Source organism: Amycolatopsis sp. NPDC004772, assembly GCF_053601215.1.
In genome coordinates this window covers 1-20,265 of the sequence record NZ_JBSGBK010000021.1, presented here as the reverse complement: position 1 = coordinate 20,265, position 20,265 = coordinate 1, and the positions used below count along the sequence as shown (strand labels likewise).

The window sequence follows — 20,265 nt, the reverse complement described above, 5'->3', positions numbered from 1 at the left end:
GTCACCGCGAGTAGCGATCAGCCGAAGGTCACCACGAGCCGGCCGTCGGAGGCGAAGGACCACCTCATGGTGCCGGCGTAGGACGAGCACCGGGACCCGTTCTTGCCGGTCCAGAACTGGTCCGAGCTGTCGACGTTGCCGACGGTCTTGTCGTTCGAGCCACCGCCGGCGAAGCGGCACGAAGTGTCGTTGCGGAACACCGAAGTCCCGGTGTCGAAGGAGAAGTTGCGCTCGGCGTTGTCGATGCCGACGTTGTCCGAGACGGACATCGAACCGGGGTTGCTGTTGTAGGTGAACCCGTGGTGGCCGTTGCGGTAGGCGATGTCGCGCCGGACGATGTGGTTGACCGCGATCTTGTCGCCGCCGAGCTTGTAGCCGTTGCGGTCGCCGTTCTTGTTGACGGTGCCGTTGCTCAGGGTGCCGTTGGCGTAGGCGAGGGAGTCTTCGATGGTCACCGGGCCGATCGGGCCGGTGTCGGTCTTGGTGTAGAGGTCCCAGCCGTCGTCGATGTTGTGGTGCGAGACGTCGTAGCGGAAGACGTTCCCGGGGCCGGCGGTGAGCTTCGCGGCGAACCCGTCGGCGTCTTCGCCGTCGGAATCGGCGTTGTCGTGCGATTCGGAGCTCACGACGAGGTTGTTCGACGGCCACTGGTCCTTCGGCGTGCTCGACGCGATCCGCGAGATCTGCAGCCCGGAGTCGCGGTTGAAGCGCGTGACGACGCGTTCGATGACGTTGTTGCTCCCGCCGACGAAGATCCCGTTGTCCCCGGCGCGTTCGACGACGATCCCGGCGACGCGCCAGTAGGAGCCGTTGACGGCGAGCCCGCGGTTGGCCGGGTCTTCCTGCATGGCCGAGAAGTTCAGCACGGGTGTCTCGCCGGGGTAGGCGGAGAGCGTCTTGCGCGCGCTGGAAGTGCCGCTGTTGGCGGGCGCGATGGTGACGGTCTGGCTGTAGGAGTAGGTGCCACCGCGCAGCGAGATGGTGCCACCGGCCCCGATCCGGCTCAGGGCCGACGGCAGGGTGGTCGGATCCGTCTGCGTCCCGGCGGCGGAGTCCTTGCCGTTGGGCGCCACGTAAAGCGTGGTGGCCGCGGCATCGGACGGCGGGGCCAGCGCGGCCACGGTGACCAGCGCGGCGGCTGCTGTAAGCGCTTTCTTGATGCTTCCGTACGAACTCATGCACGCCTCCTTGCGGGCAAGAACTGTCGGACACCCGGATCCGAGAGCGCTCCCAGAGGGAGCGGGATCTCCGGTGAGGCGACGGTAGCATCGGGTAGCGGCGGCCCGAGTGGGCCAAGCGGGTCGTCTGTACTGAAAACGCTTTCAGGAGTGGCCTGGTGGCACGGCACGCCTGGTGGACGGCGGAAAATCCTCGGGAGTCGCGGGCTTGATGTTCACCACAACTCGGCTCGGGTCGAAGCCGGGCGGCCAGACGGTGGTCGCATCGGCCAACGCGCCGGTCAAGAGCGCCGAGTCGAGGTGCCGCGCCCGCATGTCCGCACCTCGAAGATCGGCTCCGCGAAGGTCGGCGGCACGCAGGTCGGCGCCTTCGAGGTGTGCTTCACGCAGGTTGGCGTTTGCGAAACACGTCCGGACCGCCATGGCCTGCCGCAGGTCGGTTCGCTGCAGTTCGGCTCGGTCGAGCCGCACATCACCCAGCCGGACGCGCGCGAGATTCGAGTGCCGGATGATCGCGTCCGCCAGGTTGGCGCCGTACAGGTTCGCACTGCGGAGATCCACCCGCGACAGGTAGAGGTGCAGGGCATCGCCTGCGGGGGGTCGGCGACCGAGCACGTTCATGGCCGCCTGAACGTCGGGCGCGCGGACGTACAGCCAGGGCAGTGTCCTGTCGACTTCGGTCGTCGGGTGTTCCGGCCCGCCCGCCGGCGATTCTTGCCACGGCGAGTGACCGCGGACGAACGCGCCCAGGACGTACTGGATCTGCGGCCGATCCGACGCGGAGTTCCTGGCGACCCGTTCGAGGGCGTAGATACCGCCGATTCGCACGTCGATGTTCTCGCTGCCGATTTGATCGACGGCACGGGTGAAGCGCTCCGTGGTCTGACCTTCGCGGTTGACCTGAACCTGGCGCCAAGCCCCGATCGCCCCCAAAACAACCAACAGGCCGGCGACCGACTGGAGAACCGCGGACCGAACCCCGTTCTGCAGCTGGGATTGGACTTGTTGCAGCTGGATCCGCACGTCGGCGCTGCTCACGCCCCGCAGTTCTGCATCGGTCAGTTGCGGGTACACCAGTTGGGGAATCACCGTGAGGCCGGCGAGAACGGTGATCAGAAAACATATCAGGAACAGGGTGATATACCACCGATCTCGTCGCGTCATCGCTCGAATTATTCGGGATTTCCGCTGTCTGGAAAGCCGCTAACGGGTGGAGGAGGCCGTTGCCGCAGTTGGTGTCCCGCCCGTGGAACGAGGCCCGGTTCGAGAGCGGGCGGGGAAGTTGCAGGCGCGGCTGCCCGCGACCAAACCTCGGTCGTCGATCGGCCGAGGGGAAAGCCGGTGCGGTTCTCGGTGGTGAACCGGGGAATCCCCCGGGTCCTCGGCGCGCAGTTGTTCAGGCGGCGGTGCCCGGCCCGGTCGCGAAAGTGTCGAGGTCGGGCAGCGGGCGGCCGCAGACCTCGTGGGCTTCGGCGGCGGTGAGGCCGAGCATGCGCAGCACGTCCTCGGTCACCTGGTCGGTCGTGGCGGCGTCGTCGCGCTCGGGTCGTCGGTGCAGCAGGTGGCCGAGGCCCAGGGCGGCTCCGGCCACCGTGACCATGGCGAGTTCGGTGTCCGGCACGGTGAAGCGGCCGGCCCGCACGGCGGCCTCGATGTCGCGGCGGGCCCGGGGGGCCAGCCCGCTCTCCGAGCCGGCGAGTTCGAAGCCGTGGTGCAGGAGCACCTTGCTGAGTTCGGGGTGCCGGCGGTGCAGGCGCCCGGTCAGCCGGAAGCTCTGCGCGAAGACCTGGGCCGGGTCGTCCAGGCCGGTGGTCAGCCCGTCGAGCAGGGCGCCGTGCGTGTCGAGGGCGTCCTCGACCGCGGCCTGGTAGAGCTGCTCCTTCGTCTCGAAGTGGTTGTAGAACGAGCCCATCCCGACGTCCGCGATCCGGGTGATCTCCAGGATCGGCACCGCGGTCTTCCCCGCGGCGATGAGGGCTTGGGCCGCCCGGATCAGGGCCGCGCGGGTGTGTGCCTTGCGCCGTTCCAGCCGGCTCGGAACATGCTCCGGCATCCGTGCTCCCGTCTTCGCTGGTCGTCGCCGCATCGTAGCTCAGTACGTCACTGATGAGGAAATCGTCAGAAACTCTTGACTGAGGAGATGCTCATAACTGACGATGTCGTCATCAACGTGGCTGGAGGAGCCGTGGGAGATCCGCACAGCGGGCTGCACAGCGAGCGCGGCGCGCTCGCGGGCGAGCATCCCGGCCGGGCCGCGAACCCGGTGGTCAAGGTGCACGACCTGGCGTGGCTGGAGTTCGAGAAGCCGGACCTGGAGCGGGCGGAGGTGTTCGCCCGGGCCTTCGGGTTCACCACCGTGCTCAGCACCGGCCGCGAGCTGCACCTGCGCGGCACCGACGCCGGCGCGCCGTGCGTGCTCATCCGCAAGGGCGCCCGGTCGAAGTTCCTCGGGCCGGCGTTCCTGGCCGCGGCTCCCGGCGACGTCCTGCGGCTGGCCGAAGCCACCGGGCGGCCGGTCGCCCGGCTACCGGAGACGCTCGGCGGCGTCGTCGTGGACCTGCCCGACCCGAGCGGCCTGCGGGTCCGGGTCGTCTCGGACACCCACGAGCTGCCCGCGCTGCCGCCGCAGGAGCCGCACGTGCTCAACTTCGGCCACGAAGCCCGGCGGATCAACGCCACGCAACGCCCGCCGCGAGCACCGGCGCTGGCGCAGCGGCTCGGGCACGTGGTGCTGCAGACGACCCGCTACCGCGCGGTGCTGGACTGGTACCTGGAACACCTGGGCCTGATCGTCAGCGACTTCCTCTACCACCCGGGCCGGCGCGAGCGCGGGCCGGTGATGAGCTTCATCCGGTGCGACCGCGGCGCCACCCCGGCCGACCACCACACCCTCGCCCTGCTGCTCGGCCCGGCCGACCGGTACGTGCACTCGGCGTACCAGGTCGCCGACCTCGACGCGCTGGCCGCGGGCGGCGAGTACCTGCGCGAACACGGTTACCACCACTCGTGGGGCATCGGGCGGCACATCGAGGGCAGCCAGCTGTTCGACTACTGGCGTGACCCGGACGGGTTCATGGTCGAGCACTTCAGCGACGGCGACCTGTTCGACAGCACCCTGGAACCCGGCTGGGCCCCGTTGACCGCCTCCGGGCTGGCCCAGTGGGGGCCGCCCGCGACCGCCGACTTCCTCGGCGTCAAGCCCGGCAAGGAATCCCTGCGCGAACTGCGCGCGATGCTCACCGCGCTGCGCGAAGACAACGAATTCGACGCCCGGCGCCTGCTGGGCCTGCTGAAGGTGGCCCGCTCATGAGTCTGACCGTTCTGCGCACCGCCGATGCCTGGTACCTCACCACCCCGGACGGCGCGGCGAAGATCCCCACGTCCGCGAAGACCACCGGCGAGCTGCTCGCCGACCGCACGGCGATCGCCGCCGCGGGGCCGGCGACCGACTCCGTCGAGGACCTCGTCCTGGTCTCGCCGGTCACCGCGCCCTGCCGCGTCGTCGCCCAGATGACCAACTTCGCCTCGCACGTCACGGAATCCGGGATGGACCCGAAGACCGTGCCGCTGACGTTCTTCCGCAAGACCTCCGGCTCGATCAGCGGCCCGTTCGACGACGTCGTCAAGCCGTCGCACGTGCGGCTGCTCGACTACGAGGTGGAGATCGGGCTGGTCATCGGCCGCGAAATCCCGGTCGGCACCGAGATCGCCTCGCTGAGCGAGTACGTCGCGGGCCTGGTCGTGACCAACGATGTCTCCGCTCGCGACATCCAGCTCCCCCAGACCCAGTTCTACGAAGCCAAGTCCTATCCGACGTTCACCCCGGCCGGGCCCGCTCTCGTGCTGGTGGACGCCGATGGGCTCGAGCGGTTCGGCGACCTGCGGCTGCGGCTGTCGGTCAACGGCTCGGTCCGGCAGGACTCGGTCGTCGGCGAGGACATGATCTACCGTCCGCTCGAAGCCTTGCGGGCGTTGACCCGGTTCCAGCGCCTGGATCCCGGCGACCTGGTGCTGACCGGAACGCCGGCCGGCACTGCGTTGTCCGCGCCGCCGAAAGCCGTGGAGAAGCTCGCCGCGCTGCTGCCCCCGGCGCTGAAGTGGAAGCTGTTCTTCAAGGGACAGGCGAAGAATCCGAAGTACCTGGCCGACGGCGACGTCGTCGAGGCGTCGGTCGCCACCGACGACGGTGTCCTCGACCTGGGCACCCAGCGCACGGTCGTGAGGCACAAGCGATGACCGGCGCTTCCCTGTGGCCGCGCTGCGCCGGGCCCGCCGACCTGGCCGCGATCGAGGCCGTCCCGCTCGCCGAACGAGGTCTGCCGGAGTCGACGTACGCCCTGCTGCGGCGGGCCGCCGCGTGGTGGCCGGAGCACCCGGCGACCACCGTGCTGCCCGAAGCCGCGCGGTGGCGCGAGCCCGTCCGCCGCACGTTCGGCGAGCTGCTCGCCGACGTCCACCGCTACGCCAATCTGCTGCACGACCTCGGGATCCGGCGCGGCGACGCGGTCGCGGTGATGGCGCCCAACTGCGCCGACCTGATTCCGGCGACCCTGGCCGCCCAGCTGGCCGGGATCGCGGCGCCGCTCAACGGCGGCCTGTCCCGCGACCACCTCGCCGAACTGCTCCGCCGGTCCGGCGCCCGCGTGCTGATCACGGCCGGACCGGAACTCGCGCCGGAAATCTGGGCCACCGCCCGGGCGCTGGCCGCCGAGCTGGACGTCGTCCTCGTGCTGCGCCCGACCGGCGCGACCGGCGAACCGGCCGCGTTGCCCGCCATCGAAGGGGTGCGCATCGGCTACCTCGCCGAACTTTCCCCCACAATGGACTCTTCCGACTTCGCCGGTGAGCCCCCGGTGGCGTCGGACCTGGCCGCGTTGTTCCACACCGGCGGCACCACCGGAGCGCCGAAACTGGCCGCGCACACGCACGCCAACGAGGTCGCCGACGCGTGGATGATCGCGGCGAATTCGCTGCTCGACCCCGGCTCGGTCGTCTTCGCGGCGCTGCCGCTGTTCCACGTCAACGCGCTCGTCGTCACGCTGCTGGCGCCGCTGTTCAAGGGCCAGCACGCGGTGTGGGCCGGCCCGCTCGGCTACCGCGAACCGGCGCTGTACGGGGAGTTCTGGAAGATCGTCGAGCACCACCGGATCGCGGCGATGAGCGCGGTCCCGACCGTGTACGCGGTGCTCGCGCAGTGCCCGGTCGACGCCGACATCTCGAGCTTGCGCCACGCCATGGTCGGTGCCTCGCCGCTGCCCGCGGCCGTCCGGGAGGGCTTCCAGGGCCACACCGGCGTCACGCTGGTCGAGGGGTACGGGCTGACCGAAGCCACCTGCGCCAGCGCGCGCAGCTTCCCCGACGTCCCGCGCCCCGGCAGCGTGGGGCAGCGCCTGCCCTACCAGCGGATGAAGGTCGTCCACCCGGAAACGGGGGAGGAGTTGCCCCACGGCGAGACCGGGGTGCTGGCCATCAGCGGCCCCACCGTGTTCCCCGGCTACGTCGTCGGGCGTGCCGGAACCGGGTACGTCCTGGACGGCCTCGGCAAACTCCGCGACGGCTGGCTGACCACCGGCGACCTGGCTCGCCTGGACGCCGACGGGTTCGTGCACCTGGCCGGCCGCGCCAAGGACCTCATCATCCGCGGCGGCCACAACATCGACCCGGCGCTGGTCGAGGACGCCTTGCTGGCCCACCCCGAGGTGACCGCGGCCGGCGCGGTCGGCCGTCCGGACGAGCATTCCGGCGAGGTGCCCGTCGCGTACGTGACCCTCGCGCCCGGGGCCACGGCGAGCGAGGCCGACCTGCTCGCCTGGGCCGCCGGCCGGGTGCCCGAGCGGGCCGCCGCGCCGAAGGCCGTCACCGTGCTCGACGCCCTGCCGGTGACCGACGTCGGCAAGCCCTACAAGCTCGCGTTGCGCGCTGACGCGGCTCGCCGCGCGATCGCCGAAGCACTGTCGGCGTTCGACGGAGTGGCCGTCGACGCGGTGATCGAGGACGTCACCGTGACCGTGACGATCACCCTTTCGTCCGATGTGGACGAACCGAAGGTGAGGGCCACTCTGGGCCGCTACACCGTCCCCACCCGTCTGACCTTCCGGGGAGACTCATGATCGTCCTGTCCGTCCTCGTGGGGGCCGTCTTCCTGCTCTTGGGCTCGGCCAAGCTGTTCGCGCTCGCACCCATGCGGGAACGCGCCGCGCACGCCGGGTTCTCCGTCACGGCCTACCGCGGCATCGGCGCGCTGGAGATCGCCGGAGCTGCCGGGCTCCTGCTCGGCTTGACCGTGCCGGTGCTCGGCGCCTTGGCCGGGGCCGGCCTGCTGCTCCTGCTCGCCGGTGCCGTCGTCACGCACGTGCGCAACCGGGACCGGGGCCGCGACGTCGTCCCGGCGCTGGTCTGCGCGGTGCTCGTCGCCGGCTACCTCGTGGCTCTCGGGGTGTCGCCGTGAAGGTCCCGGTCGTCATCGTCGGCGCGGGTCCGACCGGGCTGACCGCCGCGGCGCTGCTCGGCCGGTACGGCGTCGAGTGTCTGGTGCTGGAGCGCTGGGAGTCGGTCTACCCGCAGCCCCGAGCGGTGCACCTGGACGACGAGGTGCACCGCATCCTCGGGCGGCTCGGGCTGGCCGGGGCGTTCGCCGCCATCTCGTGGCCCTGCCACGGGCTGCGGCTGCTCGATCCGGACCTGCGGGTGCTGGCCGAGTTCCGCCGTTCGCCGGGCGGCGGCCGGCACGGCTACCCCGAGGCGAACATGTTCGACCAACCCGACCTGGAGCACCTGCTCCGCACCCACCTGGAGACGCTCGGCGCCGTCACCGTGCGCGGCAATACCGAGGTCACCGGTATCCGGCAGGACGGGAGCGGCGTGCAGGTCGAGACCGCCGACCGCGGCACCCGCGCGCGCGAGACGATCCACGCCGACTACGTCCTGGGCTGCGACGGCGCCAACAGCCTCGCCCGGACGGCGATCGGCGCGACGATGGCCGACCTGAAGTTCGACCAGCGCTGGCTGGTGGCCGACGTCGCCACCACCGCCGAGCTCGGCGCGTGGGAAGGCGTGCACCAGGTCTGCGACCCGCGCCGCGCCGCGACCTACATGCGCATCGGGGAAACCCGCTACCGCTGGGAGTTCCGGCTGCTGCCGGGGGAGACCGCCGGCGACTTCGGCGACCTCGGCCGGCTGCACCCGCTGATCGCGCCGTGGACCGCGGACATCCCGGCCGGCGACCTGGAGATCGTCCGCGTCGCCGAGTACACCTTCCGCGCGCAGCTCGCGGACCGGTGGCGCGACCGCCGGGTGTTCCTGCTCGGCGACGCCGCCCACCTCACGCCGCCGTTCATCGGCCAGGGCATGGGCGCCGGGCTGCGCGACGCCGTCAACCTGGCCTGGAAACTCGCCGGCGTCCTCGACGGGACGCTGCCCGCGTCCGTGCTCGGCACCTACGAGGTGGAACGCAAGCCGCACGCCCGCGCGATGATCCGGCGCGCGGTGCTGGTCGGCAAGGCCATGACCGAAGGCGGTCGCATCGGCAACCTCATCCGCCGGGTGGTCGCGCCGCGCCTGAACGGCCGCGTCCTCGACAGCGCGACGCCCGCCCTGCACCGGTCGGACCTCGTCGTGCGGCCGAGGCTGGGGCGGACGGCCGCGGGACGGCTGTGCCCCAACGCCCTCCTCGACGACGGGACCCGCTTCGACGACGTCGTCGACGGCCGCTTCGCCGTCGTCACCACCAACACGCCGTCGGAGACCGAGCGAGCCGCCATCCGGGAGTCCGGCGCCGTCCTCGTCCCCACCCGGCGTTCCGGTGAGCTGCACCGCTGGCTGCGGACCGGCGCGGCCGTCGTCCGTCCGGACGGCACGGTGCTGAGCGCCGGCAACAGCCTCTCCCGGTGCCGGCACCCCTGACAAGGAGCAACGATGCCCCAACGCCACGAAGTGCCGGTGTACCGGCCGGACATCTATTCGCCGCAAGCGATCCTGGACCCGTACCCCCACTACGCGAACCTGCGCGAACTCGGTCCGGTGGTGTGGCTGCCCAAGCACGACGTCTACGCGCTGCCCCGGTACGCCGAATGCAAGGCCGTGCTGCTGGACGACAAGACCTTCGTCTCCGGCGACGGCGTCGCCCTCAATCCCGTCGCCAACCGGCTTTCCCGCGGCACGACGCTCAACAGCGACGGCGAAGACCACGCCCGCCGCCGGGCCCTGGTCGCCCACCGGCTCACGCCCCGGGCCCTGCGCGCGATGAAGGACGTCGTGGAACGCCAGGCGGCCGAGATCGTCGACGCCGCAGTCGCCCGACGTACTGTCGACGGTGTCGAAGTCGCGGCCGCCCTGCCCGCGGCGGTGGTCCCCGACCTCGTCGGCTGGCCGGTGGAGGGGCGGGAGCACCTGCTGCGGTGGGGCGCGGCCACCTTCGACATCCTCGGTCCGTTGAACGGCCAGGCGGTGCAGGCGGTCCCGGCCGGCCTGGGCATGGCGCGGTTCGCGCACACGGTCGCGAAGCGGCGGAAGGTGTTGCCGGGCAGCATGGGCGACGACCTGCTGCGCGCGGCCGACGCGGGCGAACTCACCCACGCCGAGTGCCCGGCGCTGATGATCGACTACCTCGCGCCGTCCCTGGACACCACCCTCAGCGCGATCGCGAGCGCCCTGCACCTGTTCGCCACCCACCCCGGCCAGTGGCAGCTCCTCAAGGACGACCCGGGCCTGATCCCCAACGCGGTCAACGAGATCGTCCGCTACGAATCGCCGTTGCGCGCGTTCAGCCGCAAGGTCGCGCGCGACACCGAGGTGGCCGGCACGCCGTTGCCCGCAGGCGCCCGTGTCCTCGTCGTCTACGCCTCCGCCAACCGCGACGCGCTGGAGTGGGAAAACCCGGACACGTTCGACATCCGCCGCGACGCGGCCCGCCAGCTCGGCTTCGGCCGCGGCACACACGGCTGCGCCGGACAGGGCCTCGCCCGCTTGGAAACCCAGGCAATGCTGCACGCACTCGTGGCCCGCGTCGAGAGGATCGAGCCGACCGGCCCACCCGAGTGGGCGCGCAACAACATCATCCACCGCCTCGGACGGCTCCCGCTCGAACTCATCCCGGCCTGAAAGGGGACACCAGTGCAGATCTCCGCCGACTACGACCGCTGCGAAGGCCACGGCCTGTGCACCGAACAGGCACCCGCGATCTTCGACCTCGACGACGAGGCCGAACTCGTCCACCGCTTCGAAGGCACCGACATCCCGCCGGAGCAGATAGCCGCCGCCCGCGCGGCGGTCACCTCGTGCCCGGTCGCTGCGCTGCGCGAACTCCCGTGACACCACGGCGCTTCCCAGCCGGCCCCGGCCGCAGCCGGCCGGGTGAGACGCGAATCGGCCCCTACCGCGTTCTCGCTGGTAGGGGCCGATTGGTGGGAGTAAAAGAACGTGCCCTCGGCAGGATTCGAACCTGCGACACCTGCCTCCGGAGGGCAGTGCTCTATCCCCTGAGCTACGAGGGCCCATCGCTGGGCGACTCCGAAAGCTTAGCGCATGCCCCGCCGCCTCCCTCCCGCAGGTGGTCGGACTGACGAACGCCCAGGTCAGCGCCGGCAAGTTGATCCTTTCGACCGGACGTCGCTAGCGTGGGAGGCCCACCTGAAGGAGCCGAGATGGCCGAGCCGTTCCAGGTAGCTCTCGATGAGGGCGATGTCGCCGATCTGCGGGAGCGGCTGCGGCGGACGCGGTGGCCCGAGCCCGAGACCGTCGATGACTGGTCGCAGGGGGTTCCGCTCGCCTACGTGCGCGAGCTCTGCCGCGACTGGGGCGAAGAATACGACTTCGGGTTCGCCCGGCGGCTCAACGCCTTTCCGCAGTTCCGGGCCACCGTCGACGGGGTCGGCCTGCACTTCCTGCACGTCCGGTCACCCGAGGCCGATGCGCTGCCGCTCGTGCTGACCCACGGGTGGCCCGGGTCCGTTCTCGAATTCCTCGACGTCCTCGGGCCGCTCACCGATCCCGCCAAGCACGGGGGTGATCCCGCCGATGCCTTCCACGTCGTCGCGCCGTCGCTGCCCGGGTTCGGGTGGAGCGACAAGCCCGCGCTGAAGATCCCGCGGGTTGCCGAGCTGTGGGACGCGCTCATGCAGGAGCTCGGCTATGACCGCTACGGCGCCCAGGGCGGCGATTGGGGCGCCTCCATCACCAACGCGCTCGCGCGGTCCGGCCGCGTTGCCGGGGTGCACGTCAACTTCGCGCCCGTGCGGATGGACGTCGGCGATCCGACGCCCGCGGAGAGCCGGGCGCTGGCCGATCTGCAGGAGTTCCGGCGGAGCGGCAGCGGCTACTCCGCCCAGCAGGGCACCCGGCCGCAGACGCTCGGCTACGGCCTCACCGACTCGCCCGCCGGCCAGGCCGCCTGGATCGTCGAGAAGTTCTGGGCCTGGACCGACCACAAGGGGCACCCGGAGGACGCCGTCGACCGGCAGCGCATCCTGGACGACATCTCCGTCTACTGGTTCACCGCGACCGCGGCCTCCTCGGCCCGGATGTACTGGGAGAACAACGACCGCGACCTCTCCACTGTGGACGTTCCGGCGGGCGTTTCGGTGTTCCCCAAGGAGATCGTCCGGCCGTCGCGGCGGCAGGCCGAGCAGCGCTACACCGATCTGCGGTGGTTCGAGGAACTGCCCGTCGGCGGGCACTTCGCCGCGATGGAGCAGCCCGGCCTGTTCGTCGACCAGGTGCGCGGCTTCTTCCGGCTGGTGCGTTAGGCGAGCCGGCCGCTCACCCGGATGGTCGACGCCGAAGCGTGACGAGTCCGCCTGGCGGGAAACCCCGGGTGGTGGATTGGGTGGCCCCGCCGCGCGGGGTAGCTTGCGGATGGGTGAACTTAGGCTGCCCTCTGTTGCATATATGCGCATCCGACTATATGTTTGGCCCGACGGCAAACCGGGAACGGAGGCGGAATGGGTCAGGGACACGGCCACGGGCACGCGGTCGCGCCGGCGAGCGCGTCGGGACGTCACGTGCGGGGGCTGGCCATCGCCCTGGGCATCGGCGCCGGGTTCATGGTGCTCGAGTTCGCCGTCAGCCTGGCGACCGGCTCGCTGGCCCTGATGTCGGACGCCGCCCACATGTTCACCGACGTCCTCGGCGTGGCGATGGCACTGGCCGCAATCATGCTGGCGCGACGCAGCGGCCCGACGGTCGGCCGCACGTTCGGCCTCTACCGCGCGGAGGTGCTGGCCGCGCTGGCCAACGCGCTGCTGCTGTTCGGCGTCGCGGGCTACGTCCTGATCGAGGCGATCGGCCGCATCGGCGACCCGCCGGCGGTCCCGGGCCTCCCGGTCCTGTTGGCCGCGGCGGCCGGCCTGGTGGCCAACCTGGTGTCGTTCGCGGTGCTGCGCGCAGGCGCGAAGGAGAGCCTCAACGTCCGCGGCGCGTACCTCGAGGTCCTGGCCGACCTGATCGGCTCGGTCGGCGTCCTGGTCAGCGGCGCGGTGACGCTGCTGACGGGCTGGCGATACGCCGACCCGATCATCGGTGTCGCGATCGGGCTGTGGGTGCTGCCCCGCACGTGGACGCTGGCCCGCCGCGCGCTGCGCATCCTCTTCCAGCACGCGCCCCAGGGTGTCGACGTCGGAGCGATCAATGCGGAGCTCTCGGCGCTGCCGGGCGTGGCGGACGTGCACGACCTGCACGTCTGGACGCTGACCTCGGGCATGGAGGTGGCTTCGGCGCACCTCACGCTGGCGCCCCCGGCGAAGCAGTCGGACGTGCTGACGGAAGCGCAGGACCTACTCTCTTCGCGGTACGCGATCCAGCACGCGACCCTGCAGGTGGAGGCGCCGTCGTGTGCCCGCCGCTGCCAGGAACTCAGCTGGTAGCTAAGCGGGCAGCGGCTGGGCTCCCCGCCCCGAAAGCATCAGCTTGATCTGGTCCATCTCCGCGCCCTGCGACGCCAGGATGCTGTTCACCAGCGCCTTCAACGCCGGCAGCGTGGAATGCGCGGCCGCGTACTGGGCCATCGACGTCCCGCCCTGGTGGTGGCGCAACATCAGCTGCAGGAAGAAGACGTCGAACGCGCGGCCCGACAGCGAGCGCAGCTTGGAAAGCTCCTGGTCGGTCGCCATGCCCGGCATCAGCGGCCCACCCGCCGGGTTGATCGAGGACGGGGCCATCGACATGCCGTCGTGGCCCGGCATCGGTTCGGTCATCCACTGCATCGGGGCGCCGATCGGCTGCTCGGGCTGGTCCCACAGCATGAGCCAGCCCTTCATCCGGCCGACCTGCTCGAGCTGCGTCCGCTCGATGTCGAACGACAGCTGCTTGATCTCCGGGTCGGTCGTGCGGTCGCGGGCGATGCCCGCCATCGTCACCGCCTGGAGGTGGTGCGTCGACATGTCCTGGGCGAAGCCGACCTCGACCGACCCGGCGGCCGGCACCGCGGCCGCCGGGTCGTCGTCGATGGCGCGGGTCAGGAACATCCCCGCCGTCGCGCCGATCAGCAGGACCGCCAGCAGTGTCCCGCCGATGATCACCCAGCGTGACCAGGTCGGCTGCTCGGTGTCGAGGTCGGCTTCGGTCATCACTTCGTCGGTGTCGGGGAAGCGGGGGCGGACGCGGGAGCGGACGAGGCCGGCATGCCGTTCTCACCCTGGGCGGCGGTGCTGCCCTTGTAGTCCATCGGCTTCGCGTCCGGGCCCGGCTTCGACGCGTCGAACGGCGGCGGGTTGTCCGGGTCGAACTGGCCCGGGACCGCGTCGCAGGACGCGCCCACCTCGGGGTACACGCCGTTCGGGTTGCTGCGCAGCGCCGCGATGAACTCGTCGATCCGCGGGTCGTTGGCGTCGTCCAGCTTCAGCTGGTGGCCCCACGACTGCAGCGAGATCGGCTTGTCCAGGCCCGGGTACGGCGACATCATCGTGTACGGCTTGCCCTTGGCGCGGACGCTCAGCAGGTTGAGCGCGTCACCCGAGATCTGCTGCGGGTTGTAGGCGATCCAGACGGCGCCGTGCTCCAGCGCGTGCACCATGTTCTCGGTGCGGACGGCGGTCGGGTACACGGTGCCGGTGCAGGTGGCCCAGGTCTGGTCGTGCGGGCCGCCGAACGGCGGGGTCTTGTCGTAGGCGACGCGCTCGGTCGGGAGCACGTGGACGCTGCCGGTGTAGGTCGCGGTCACCACGCCCGGGATGCGCTTCGAGGGATCGGGGTCCTGGGCGGACGGCGCGAACGAAGCGGCGGCGGCCTCGCGGTCGGCCTGCTCACGCTTCGGCGCGGACTGCACCATGTAGTAGATGATCACCGAGGCGGCCAGCGCCACGACGGCGACCACGGCGACGATCGTGCCCCACGGCGTCCCCTTCTTGCTCACCACGGAACCGCGGGCCGCCTTCACCGCCGACCCCTTTTTCCGAGTTGTCCCGTTCGCCATGGCTCCCGCGTTCTCCCTCTGGTGGCTGCGGACGGATTCCCGCCCGGGCCAGTGTAGAGACCACGCGTCTGATCACCGTTAACGCCTCACGAACCCACTCACCGTGACATCCCCGAGACCGATGAAAGCCCCCGACCAGGGCACACCTAGAATTCGGCAAGTGACTCCCGCCGCTCTCGCCGACCTGGTCCGCAGCTCCGCCGTGCAGGTGCTCGCCGCACGCGGCATCGACGACACCGTGCTGCCGGAGCAGGTGACCATCGAACGCCCGCGCAACCCCGAACACGGCGATTACGCGACGAACCTCGCCCTCCAGGTGGCCAAGAAAGCCGGCCTCAAGCCGCGCGACTTCGCCGAAGCGCTCGCCGAGGCGGTCTCGGCGGACGACGGCGTGGCCTCGGCCGAGGTCGCCGGCCCCGGTTTCCTCAACTTCCGGCTCGCCGCCGCCGCTCAGGGCGACATCGTGCGCCAGGTGCTCGACGCCGGCGCCGCGTACGGCCGCGGCGACGCGCTGGCCGGCACGAAGATCAACCTCGAGTTCGTCTCCGCGAACCCGACCGGCCCGATCCACCTGGGCGGCACGCGCTGGGCCGCGGTCGGCGACGCGCTGGGCCGCGTGCTGGGCGCGCAGGGCGGCGACGTCACCCGCGAGTACTACTTCAACGACGCCGGCGCCCAGATCGACCGGTTCGTCCGGTCGCTGATCGCCGCCGCGAAGGGCGAGCCCGCGCCGGAGGACGGCTACGCGGGCGGCTACATCAACGACATCGCCGCCGAGGTCATCAAGGCCGAGCCGAGCGCGCTGTCGCTGCCGGAGGAGCAGCGCCACGAGACGTTCCGCCGGATCGGCATCGAGCTGATGTTCGGCGAGATCAAGTCCAGCCTGCACGAGTTCGGCACCGACTTCGACGTCTACTTCCACGAGGACTCGCTGCACAAGTCCGGCGCGGTCGACGCCGCCGTCCAGGAGCTCAAGGACTCCGGCAACCTCTACTTCGAAGACGGCGCCTGGTGGCTGAAGTCCAAGGAGTACGGCGACGACAAGGACCGCGTCGTCATCAAGCAGGACGGCAACCCGGCCTACATCGCCGGCGACCTGGCCTACTTCAAGGACAAGCGCAACCGCGGCTTCGACCTGTGCATCTACATGCTCGGCGCGGACCACCACGGCTACATCGCCCGCCTCAAGGCCGCGGCCGCCGCGTTCGGCGACGACCCGGCGACGGTCGAGGTGCTGATCGGCCAGATGGTCAACCTGGTCAGCGACGGCAAGCCGGTCCGGATGTCCAAGCGCGCCGGCACCGTGATCACCATGGAGGACCTCGTCGAGGCCGTCGGCGTCGACCCGGCCCGCTACGAGCTGATCCGCTACTCGGTGGACTCCACTTTGGACGTCGACCTGGACCTGCTGCGCAAGCACTCCAACGACAACCCGGTCTACTACGTCCAGTACGCCCACGCGCGGCTGGCGTCCCTGCAGCGCAACGCGGCCGACCTCGGCATCAAGTCCACTTCGGACGTCGACTTCGGACTCCTGACGCTGCCCGCCGAGGGCGACCTGATCCGCACCATCGGCGAATTCCCGGAAACCGTGCGCCGCGCCGCCGAAATGCGGGAGCCGCACCGGATCGCGCGCTACCTCGAAGAACTCGCGGGCGCCTACCACAAGTTCTACACCGTGGGCCGCGTGCTGCCCATGGGCGACGAAGAGGCGACCCCTCTGACGCACGCCCGGCTCGCGCTGTGCGAAGCCGCCCGCCAGGTCCTGGCGAACGGCCTCGCCCTCCTCGGTGTCTCCGCTCCGGAACGGATGTAAGAAAAATGGCGCACCCCGCGGGCCCCAGGCACGCCGACGTCTACCCCCACGCCGACACCTCCGGGCTTCAGCCGTCCGGGGTCGAGGAGCTCGACAAGCTGCCCGCGAAAGTGTGGCCGCGCAACACCTTCCGCGCCGCCGACGGCGTCGTCCGGATCGCCGGCGTCGACGTCCGCGAGCTCGCCGAGCAGCACGGCACGCCGCTGTTCGTCGTCGACGAAGCCGACTTCAAGTCCCGCTGCGCGGACTACGCCGAGGCGTTCGACGACCCGTCGCTCGTGCACTACGCGTCCAAGGCCTTCCTCTCCATCGAGATCGCCCGCTGGGTGGCCGAGCAGGGGCTGAGCCTGGACGTCTGCAGCGGCGGCGAGCTCGCCGTGGCGCAGCGCGCGGACTTCCCGGCCGAGCGGATCACCTTCCACGGCAACAACAAGTCGCCCGCCGAGCTCGAAGCCGCGGTCGTCGCCGGGGTCGGCACGGTCGTGCTCGACTCCTACTTCGAGATCGCCCGGCTGGCCGACATCGCCGCCCGCCACGACGTCGTGCAGCCGGTGCTGATCCGGGTCACCGTCGGCGTCGAGGCGCACACCCACGAGTTCATCGCGACCGCCCACGAGGACCAGAAGTTCGGGTTCTCCCTGGCCGGCGGGGACGCCGCCGAGGCGGTCCGCCGGGTGCTCAACGCGCGCTCGCTCAAGCTCGTCGGCCTGCACAGCCACATCGGCTCGCAGATCTTCGACGCCGACGGCTTCGAGGTCGCCGCCCGCCGCGTCGTCGGGCTGCTCGCCGACCTGGCCAAGGAGCACGGTCCGGAGCTGCTGGACCAGCTGAGCCTGGTCGACCTCGGCGGCGGCTTCGGCATCGCCTACACCGAGAAGGACAACCCGCCGCCACCCGCGCAGATGATCACGCAGATCCGCGAGATCGTCCGCAAGGAGTGCGCGTACGCGGGCCTGCCGGTGCCGCGGATCGCCGGCGAGCCGGGCCGCGCGATCGCCGGTCCCGGCACGATCACGCTCTACGAGGTCGGCACCATCAAGGACGTCTCGCTCGGCGACGAGTCGGCGCGGCGGTACGTCAGCGTCGACGGCGGGATGAGCGACAACATCCGGACCGCGCTCTACGACGCCGTGTACGACGTCCGGGTCGTTTCCCGCTCCGCGGGCGACAACGAACAGCCGGTGCAGGCCGTGCTGTCCCGGGTCGTGGGAAAACACTGTGAATCCGGCGACATCGTCGTACGAGACTGCTGGCTGCCCGACACGCTGGCTCCCGGCGACCTGCTGGCGGTCGCGGCGACCGGCGCGTACTGCTACTCGATGGCGAGCACGTACAACCGGATGCCCCGCCCGGCCGTGGTCGCCGTGCGCAACGGCAGCTCCCGGCTGCTGCTGCGGCGGGAGACGACCGACGACATGCTGCGCCTGGAGGTCTGAAACACCGTGTCTGCCCCGGAACGACGTCCGATCAGGGTCGCGCTGCTCGGCTGCGGGACCGTCGGCGGCGAGGTCGCCCGGCTGCTCACCGAGCAGGCCGGCGAACTGGCCGCCCGCGCCGGCGCGCCGGTCGAGCTGGCCGGCATCGCCGTCCGCCGCCCGGACAAGCACCCCGAGCTGCCGCCGGAGCTGCTGACCGCCGACGTCGAGCAGCTCGTCACCAGCGAAGACGTCGACGTCGTGGTCGAGCTGGTCGGCGGCATCGAGCCGGTCCGCGGCTGGCTGCTCGCCGCGCTGAAGGCGGGCAAGTCCGTCGTCACGGCGAACAAGGCGCTGCTGGCCGAGCACTCCGCCGACCTGTTCGAGGCGGCCGACGCCGCGGGCGCCGACCTGTACTTCGAGGCCGCGGTGGCCGGGGCGATCCCGCTGCTGCGCCCGCTGCGCGAGTCCCTCGCCGGCGACCGGATCACCCGCGTGATGGGGATCGTCAACGGCACCACGAACTACATCCTGTCGGCGATGGACTCGACCGGCGCCGGCTACGCCGAGACGCTCGACGAGGCCAGCCGGCTCGGATACGCCGAGGCCGACCCGACCGCCGACGTCGACGGCTACGACGCCGCGTCGAAGGCCGCGATCCTGGCCTCCCTCGCCTTCCACACGCGCGTGACGGCGTCGGACGTGCACCGCGAGGGCATCGCCGACGTCACCGCCGCCGACCTCGCCGCGGCCCGGATGCTGGGCCGCACGGTGAAGCTGCTGGCCATCTGCGAGCGGGTTACCGACGACGACGGCGTCGAGTCGGTGTCCGCCCGCGTGCACCCGGTGATGATCCCGCGCAGCCACCAGCTGGCCGGCGTCGGCGGCGCGTTCAACGCCGTCTACGTCGAGGCCGACGCCGCCGGCGAGCTGATGTTCTACGGCCAGGGCGCGGGCGGCGCGCCGACCGCGAGCGCGGTGCTCGGGGACCTCGTCGCGGTGGCCCGCAACCGGGTCGTGGGCGGCCGCGGGCCGCGGGAATCCGCGCACGCGGCCCTGCCGGTGCGGCCGATGGGCCAGACGCCGACCCGGTACCACGTGAGCCTGTCCGTGGCCGACCGCGCCGGGGTGCTCGCCCAGGTGGCGCAGGCGTTCGCCGACCACGGCGTGAGCATCGCGGCGGTGCGGCAGAGCGACGTCGGCGACCGCGCGAGCCTGGTCGTGGTGACGCACCAGGCCCCCGACGCCGCGTTGCAGTCCACTGTGGACGAGATCGGGCGGCTCGACGTCGTCCACGAAGTTGTCAGCGTGATGCGCGTGGAAGGCGAAGACCAGTGATCAGGCACCCCTGGCCCGGGCTCATCGAGGCGTACCGGGACCGCGTCCCGGTCCCGGACGGCGCGCGGGTCGTCACGCTCGGGGAGGGCAACACGCCGCTGCTGCCCGCCCACCACCTGTCCGAGCTGACCGGCTGCGAGGTGTACCTCAAGGTCGAGGGCGCGAACCCGACCGGCTCGTTCAAGGACCGCGGGATGACCGTGGCCATCACGCACGCGCTCGCCAGCGGCCTCAAGGCGGTGATCTGCGCGTCGACCGGCAACACGTCCGCCTCGGCCGCCGCCTACGCCGCCCGCGCCGGGCTCACCTGCGCGGTGCTGGTGCCCCAGGGCAAGATCGCGATGGGCAAGCTCGCCCAGGCCGTGCTGCACGGCGCCCGGATCCTGCAGGTCGACGGCAACTTCGACGACTGCCTCGAACTGGCCCGCAAGACCGCGGCCGACTACCCGGTCACGCTGGTCAACTCGGTCAACCCGGTGCGCATCGCCGGCCAGAAGACCGCCGCGTTCGAGATCTGCGACGTACTCGGCACCGCGCCGGACATCCACTGCCTGCCGGTCGGCAACGCCGGCAACATCACCGCCTACTGGGCGGGGTACGCCGAGTACGCGGCCGACGGTGTGGTGAAGAACACGCCGCGGATGTTCGGCTTCCAGGCGGCCGGCGCGGCACCGCTGGTGCACGGCGAGCCGGTGCGCGACCCGGACACGATCGCGACCGCGATCCGGATCGGCAGCCCGGCGTCCTGGACCGCCGCGGTGAAGGCGAAGGACGAGTCCGACGGGCTCTTCGAAGCCGTCACCGACGAGAAGATCCTCGAGGCCTACCGGCTGCTGGCCGGCCGCGAAGGCGTCTTCGTCGAACCGGCGTCGGCCACCAGCGTGGCGGGCCTGCTGGCCACGGCCGCCGACGGCCGCCTGCCGCGCGGTTCGCGGGTCGTCTGCACGGTCACCGGGCACGGCCTGAAGGACCCCCAGACGGCGCTGGCGGGCAACGTCGAGGTCGAGCCCCTCGCCGTGGACCCCTCGGCGGTCGCGGCGGCCCTGGACCTCCGGTGACCCCCGGCTCGCAAGCGCCCCAATGTGGCGTTCGGTGCGTTGGACGCACCGAACG

At 71.3% G+C, this 20,265-nt stretch carries 18 protein-coding genes and 1 tRNA gene; 13 read left to right on the top strand and 6 right to left on the bottom strand.

All coding sequences use genetic code 11. The features are described from left to right. Nucleotides 1-17: 17 nt before the first annotated feature. The 3 genes from ACWEF6_RS15380 to ACWEF6_RS15370 form a co-directional block, all read right to left on the bottom strand. Nucleotides 18-1,178 (bottom strand): right-handed parallel beta-helix repeat-containing protein, encoded by a 1,161-nt coding sequence (locus tag ACWEF6_RS15380; RefSeq protein WP_449683507.1) that lies wholly within the window; start codon nucleotides 1,176-1,178, stop codon nucleotides 18-20. A gap of 144 nt (nucleotides 1,179-1,322) precedes the next feature. Further along, nucleotides 1,323-2,342, bottom strand: a complete 1,020-nt coding sequence (locus ACWEF6_RS15375) for a pentapeptide repeat-containing protein (RefSeq protein WP_449683506.1) — start codon at nucleotides 2,340-2,342, stop codon at nucleotides 1,323-1,325. Between the two features lie 232 nt (nucleotides 2,343-2,574). Beyond that, on the bottom strand, nucleotides 2,575-3,231 hold the full coding sequence (locus ACWEF6_RS15370; protein ID WP_449683505.1) for a TetR/AcrR family transcriptional regulator: 657 nt from the start codon (nucleotides 3,229-3,231) through the stop codon (nucleotides 2,575-2,577). Between the two features lie 132 nt (nucleotides 3,232-3,363). Here ACWEF6_RS15370 and ACWEF6_RS15365 point away from each other — a divergent pair, with 132 nt between their 5' ends. Genes ACWEF6_RS15365 through ACWEF6_RS15335 form a run of 7 tightly spaced genes read left to right on the top strand, consistent with a single transcriptional unit; the run spans nucleotide 3,364 to nucleotide 10,487 of the window. Beyond that, complete coding sequence (locus ACWEF6_RS15365; protein WP_449683504.1) at nucleotides 3,364-4,488, top strand: VOC family protein; 1,125 nt, start codon at nucleotides 3,364-3,366, stop codon at nucleotides 4,486-4,488. Continuing rightward, a complete protein-coding gene (locus ACWEF6_RS15360) occupies nucleotides 4,485-5,414 on the top strand; it encodes a fumarylacetoacetate hydrolase family protein (protein ID WP_449683503.1) in 930 nt (309 codons plus the stop codon). Before ACWEF6_RS15365 ends, ACWEF6_RS15360 begins: the two co-directional genes overlap by 4 nt. Beyond that, nucleotides 5,411-7,288 carry an acyl-CoA synthetase gene (locus tag ACWEF6_RS15355; protein WP_449683502.1) on the top strand — a complete coding sequence of 626 codons (1,878 nt, stop codon included), beginning with the start codon at nucleotides 5,411-5,413 and terminating at the stop codon, nucleotides 7,286-7,288. Before ACWEF6_RS15360 ends, ACWEF6_RS15355 begins: the two co-directional genes overlap by 4 nt. Continuing rightward, on the top strand, nucleotides 7,285-7,626 hold the full coding sequence (locus ACWEF6_RS15350; protein ID WP_449683501.1) for a DoxX family protein: 342 nt from the start codon (nucleotides 7,285-7,287) through the stop codon (nucleotides 7,624-7,626). The genes ACWEF6_RS15355 and ACWEF6_RS15350 overlap by 4 nt, the downstream gene beginning before the upstream one ends. Continuing rightward, complete coding sequence (mhpA, locus tag ACWEF6_RS15345; protein WP_449683500.1) at nucleotides 7,623-9,080, top strand: bifunctional 3-(3-hydroxy-phenyl)propionate/3-hydroxycinnamic acid hydroxylase MhpA; 1,458 nt, start codon at nucleotides 7,623-7,625, stop codon at nucleotides 9,078-9,080. The genes ACWEF6_RS15350 and mhpA overlap by 4 nt, the downstream gene beginning before the upstream one ends. Before the next feature lie 12 nt (nucleotides 9,081-9,092). Continuing rightward, nucleotides 9,093-10,277 carry a cytochrome P450 gene (locus ACWEF6_RS15340; protein WP_449683499.1) on the top strand — a complete coding sequence of 395 codons (1,185 nt, stop codon included), beginning with the start codon at nucleotides 9,093-9,095 and terminating at the stop codon, nucleotides 10,275-10,277. A 12-nt stretch (nucleotides 10,278-10,289) separates the two neighbouring features. Continuing rightward, nucleotides 10,290-10,487 carry a ferredoxin gene (locus ACWEF6_RS15335; RefSeq protein ID WP_449683498.1) on the top strand — a complete coding sequence of 66 codons (198 nt, stop codon included), beginning with the start codon at nucleotides 10,290-10,292 and terminating at the stop codon, nucleotides 10,485-10,487. A gap of 109 nt (nucleotides 10,488-10,596) precedes the next feature. Here ACWEF6_RS15335 and ACWEF6_RS15330 read toward each other — a convergent pair. Then, nucleotides 10,597-10,669, bottom strand: a tRNA-Arg gene (locus ACWEF6_RS15330). Between the two features lie 150 nt (nucleotides 10,670-10,819). Here ACWEF6_RS15330 and ACWEF6_RS15325 point away from each other — a divergent pair. Both ACWEF6_RS15325 and ACWEF6_RS15320 read left to right on the top strand, forming a co-directional pair. After that, nucleotides 10,820-11,920: an epoxide hydrolase family protein gene (locus ACWEF6_RS15325; RefSeq protein ID WP_449683497.1), complete on the top strand. Its 1,101-nt coding sequence runs from the start codon at nucleotides 10,820-10,822 to the stop codon at nucleotides 11,918-11,920. A gap of 195 nt (nucleotides 11,921-12,115) precedes the next feature. Then, nucleotides 12,116-13,036, top strand: a complete 921-nt coding sequence (locus ACWEF6_RS15320; protein ID WP_449683496.1) for a cation diffusion facilitator family transporter — start codon at nucleotides 12,116-12,118, stop codon at nucleotides 13,034-13,036. Here the strand turns inward: ACWEF6_RS15320 and ACWEF6_RS15315 are convergent, their stop codons facing one another. Both ACWEF6_RS15315 and ACWEF6_RS15310 read right to left on the bottom strand, forming a co-directional pair. Continuing rightward, a complete protein-coding gene (locus ACWEF6_RS15315; RefSeq protein ID WP_449683495.1) occupies nucleotides 13,037-13,741 on the bottom strand; it encodes a DUF305 domain-containing protein in 705 nt (234 codons plus the stop codon). It abuts the gene before it with no gap. Next, a complete protein-coding gene (locus tag ACWEF6_RS15310; protein WP_310967022.1) occupies nucleotides 13,738-14,547 on the bottom strand; it encodes a DUF3105 domain-containing protein in 810 nt (269 codons plus the stop codon). Before ACWEF6_RS15310 ends, ACWEF6_RS15315 begins: the two co-directional genes overlap by 4 nt. 196 nt (nucleotides 14,548-14,743) lie before the next feature. Between ACWEF6_RS15310 and argS the strand changes: the two genes are divergently transcribed. The 4 genes from argS to thrC are packed head-to-tail and all read left to right on the top strand — an operon-like array spanning nucleotide 14,744 to nucleotide 20,210. After that, nucleotides 14,744-16,399, top strand: a complete 1,656-nt coding sequence (argS, locus tag ACWEF6_RS15305) for an arginine--tRNA ligase (protein WP_449683494.1) — start codon at nucleotides 14,744-14,746, stop codon at nucleotides 16,397-16,399. A gap of 5 nt (nucleotides 16,400-16,404) precedes the next feature. Continuing rightward, on the top strand, nucleotides 16,405-17,835 hold the full coding sequence (gene lysA / locus ACWEF6_RS15300; RefSeq protein ID WP_449683493.1) for a diaminopimelate decarboxylase: 1,431 nt from the start codon (nucleotides 16,405-16,407) through the stop codon (nucleotides 17,833-17,835). 6 nt (nucleotides 17,836-17,841) lie between these two features. Beyond that, nucleotides 17,842-19,152 carry a homoserine dehydrogenase gene (locus tag ACWEF6_RS15295; protein WP_310967025.1) on the top strand — a complete coding sequence of 437 codons (1,311 nt, stop codon included), beginning with the start codon at nucleotides 17,842-17,844 and terminating at the stop codon, nucleotides 19,150-19,152. Beyond that, nucleotides 19,149-20,210, top strand: a complete 1,062-nt coding sequence (gene thrC, locus ACWEF6_RS15290; protein ID WP_449683492.1) for a threonine synthase — start codon at nucleotides 19,149-19,151, stop codon at nucleotides 20,208-20,210. Before ACWEF6_RS15295 ends, thrC begins: the two co-directional genes overlap by 4 nt. Nucleotides 20,211-20,265: the final 55 nt, after the last annotated feature.

What these genes read in the sequence shown, in the direction of transcription:
- ACWEF6_RS15380 (WP_449683507.1), bottom strand. Translation starts at nt 1,178, where the DNA reads ATGAGTTCGTACGGAAGCATCAAGAAAGCGCTTACAGCAGCCGCCGCG.
- ACWEF6_RS15375 (WP_449683506.1), bottom strand. Translation starts at nt 2,342, where the DNA reads ATGACGCGACGAGATCGGTGGTATATCACCCTGTTCCTGATATGTTTT.
- ACWEF6_RS15370 (WP_449683505.1), bottom strand. Translation starts at nt 3,231, where the DNA reads ATGCCGGAGCATGTTCCGAGCCGGCTGGAACGGCGCAAGGCACACACC.
- ACWEF6_RS15360 (WP_449683503.1), top strand. Translation starts at nt 4,485, where the DNA reads ATGAGTCTGACCGTTCTGCGCACCGCCGATGCCTGGTACCTCACCACC.
- ACWEF6_RS15355 (WP_449683502.1), top strand. Translation starts at nt 5,411, where the DNA reads ATGACCGGCGCTTCCCTGTGGCCGCGCTGCGCCGGGCCCGCCGACCTG.
- ACWEF6_RS15350 (WP_449683501.1), top strand. Translation starts at nt 7,285, where the DNA reads ATGATCGTCCTGTCCGTCCTCGTGGGGGCCGTCTTCCTGCTCTTGGGC.
- ACWEF6_RS15340 (WP_449683499.1), top strand. Translation starts at nt 9,093, where the DNA reads ATGCCCCAACGCCACGAAGTGCCGGTGTACCGGCCGGACATCTATTCG.
- ACWEF6_RS15325 (WP_449683497.1), top strand. Translation starts at nt 10,820, where the DNA reads ATGGCCGAGCCGTTCCAGGTAGCTCTCGATGAGGGCGATGTCGCCGAT.
- ACWEF6_RS15320 (WP_449683496.1), top strand. Translation starts at nt 12,116, where the DNA reads ATGGGTCAGGGACACGGCCACGGGCACGCGGTCGCGCCGGCGAGCGCG.
- lysA (WP_449683493.1), top strand. Translation starts at nt 16,405, where the DNA reads ATGGCGCACCCCGCGGGCCCCAGGCACGCCGACGTCTACCCCCACGCC.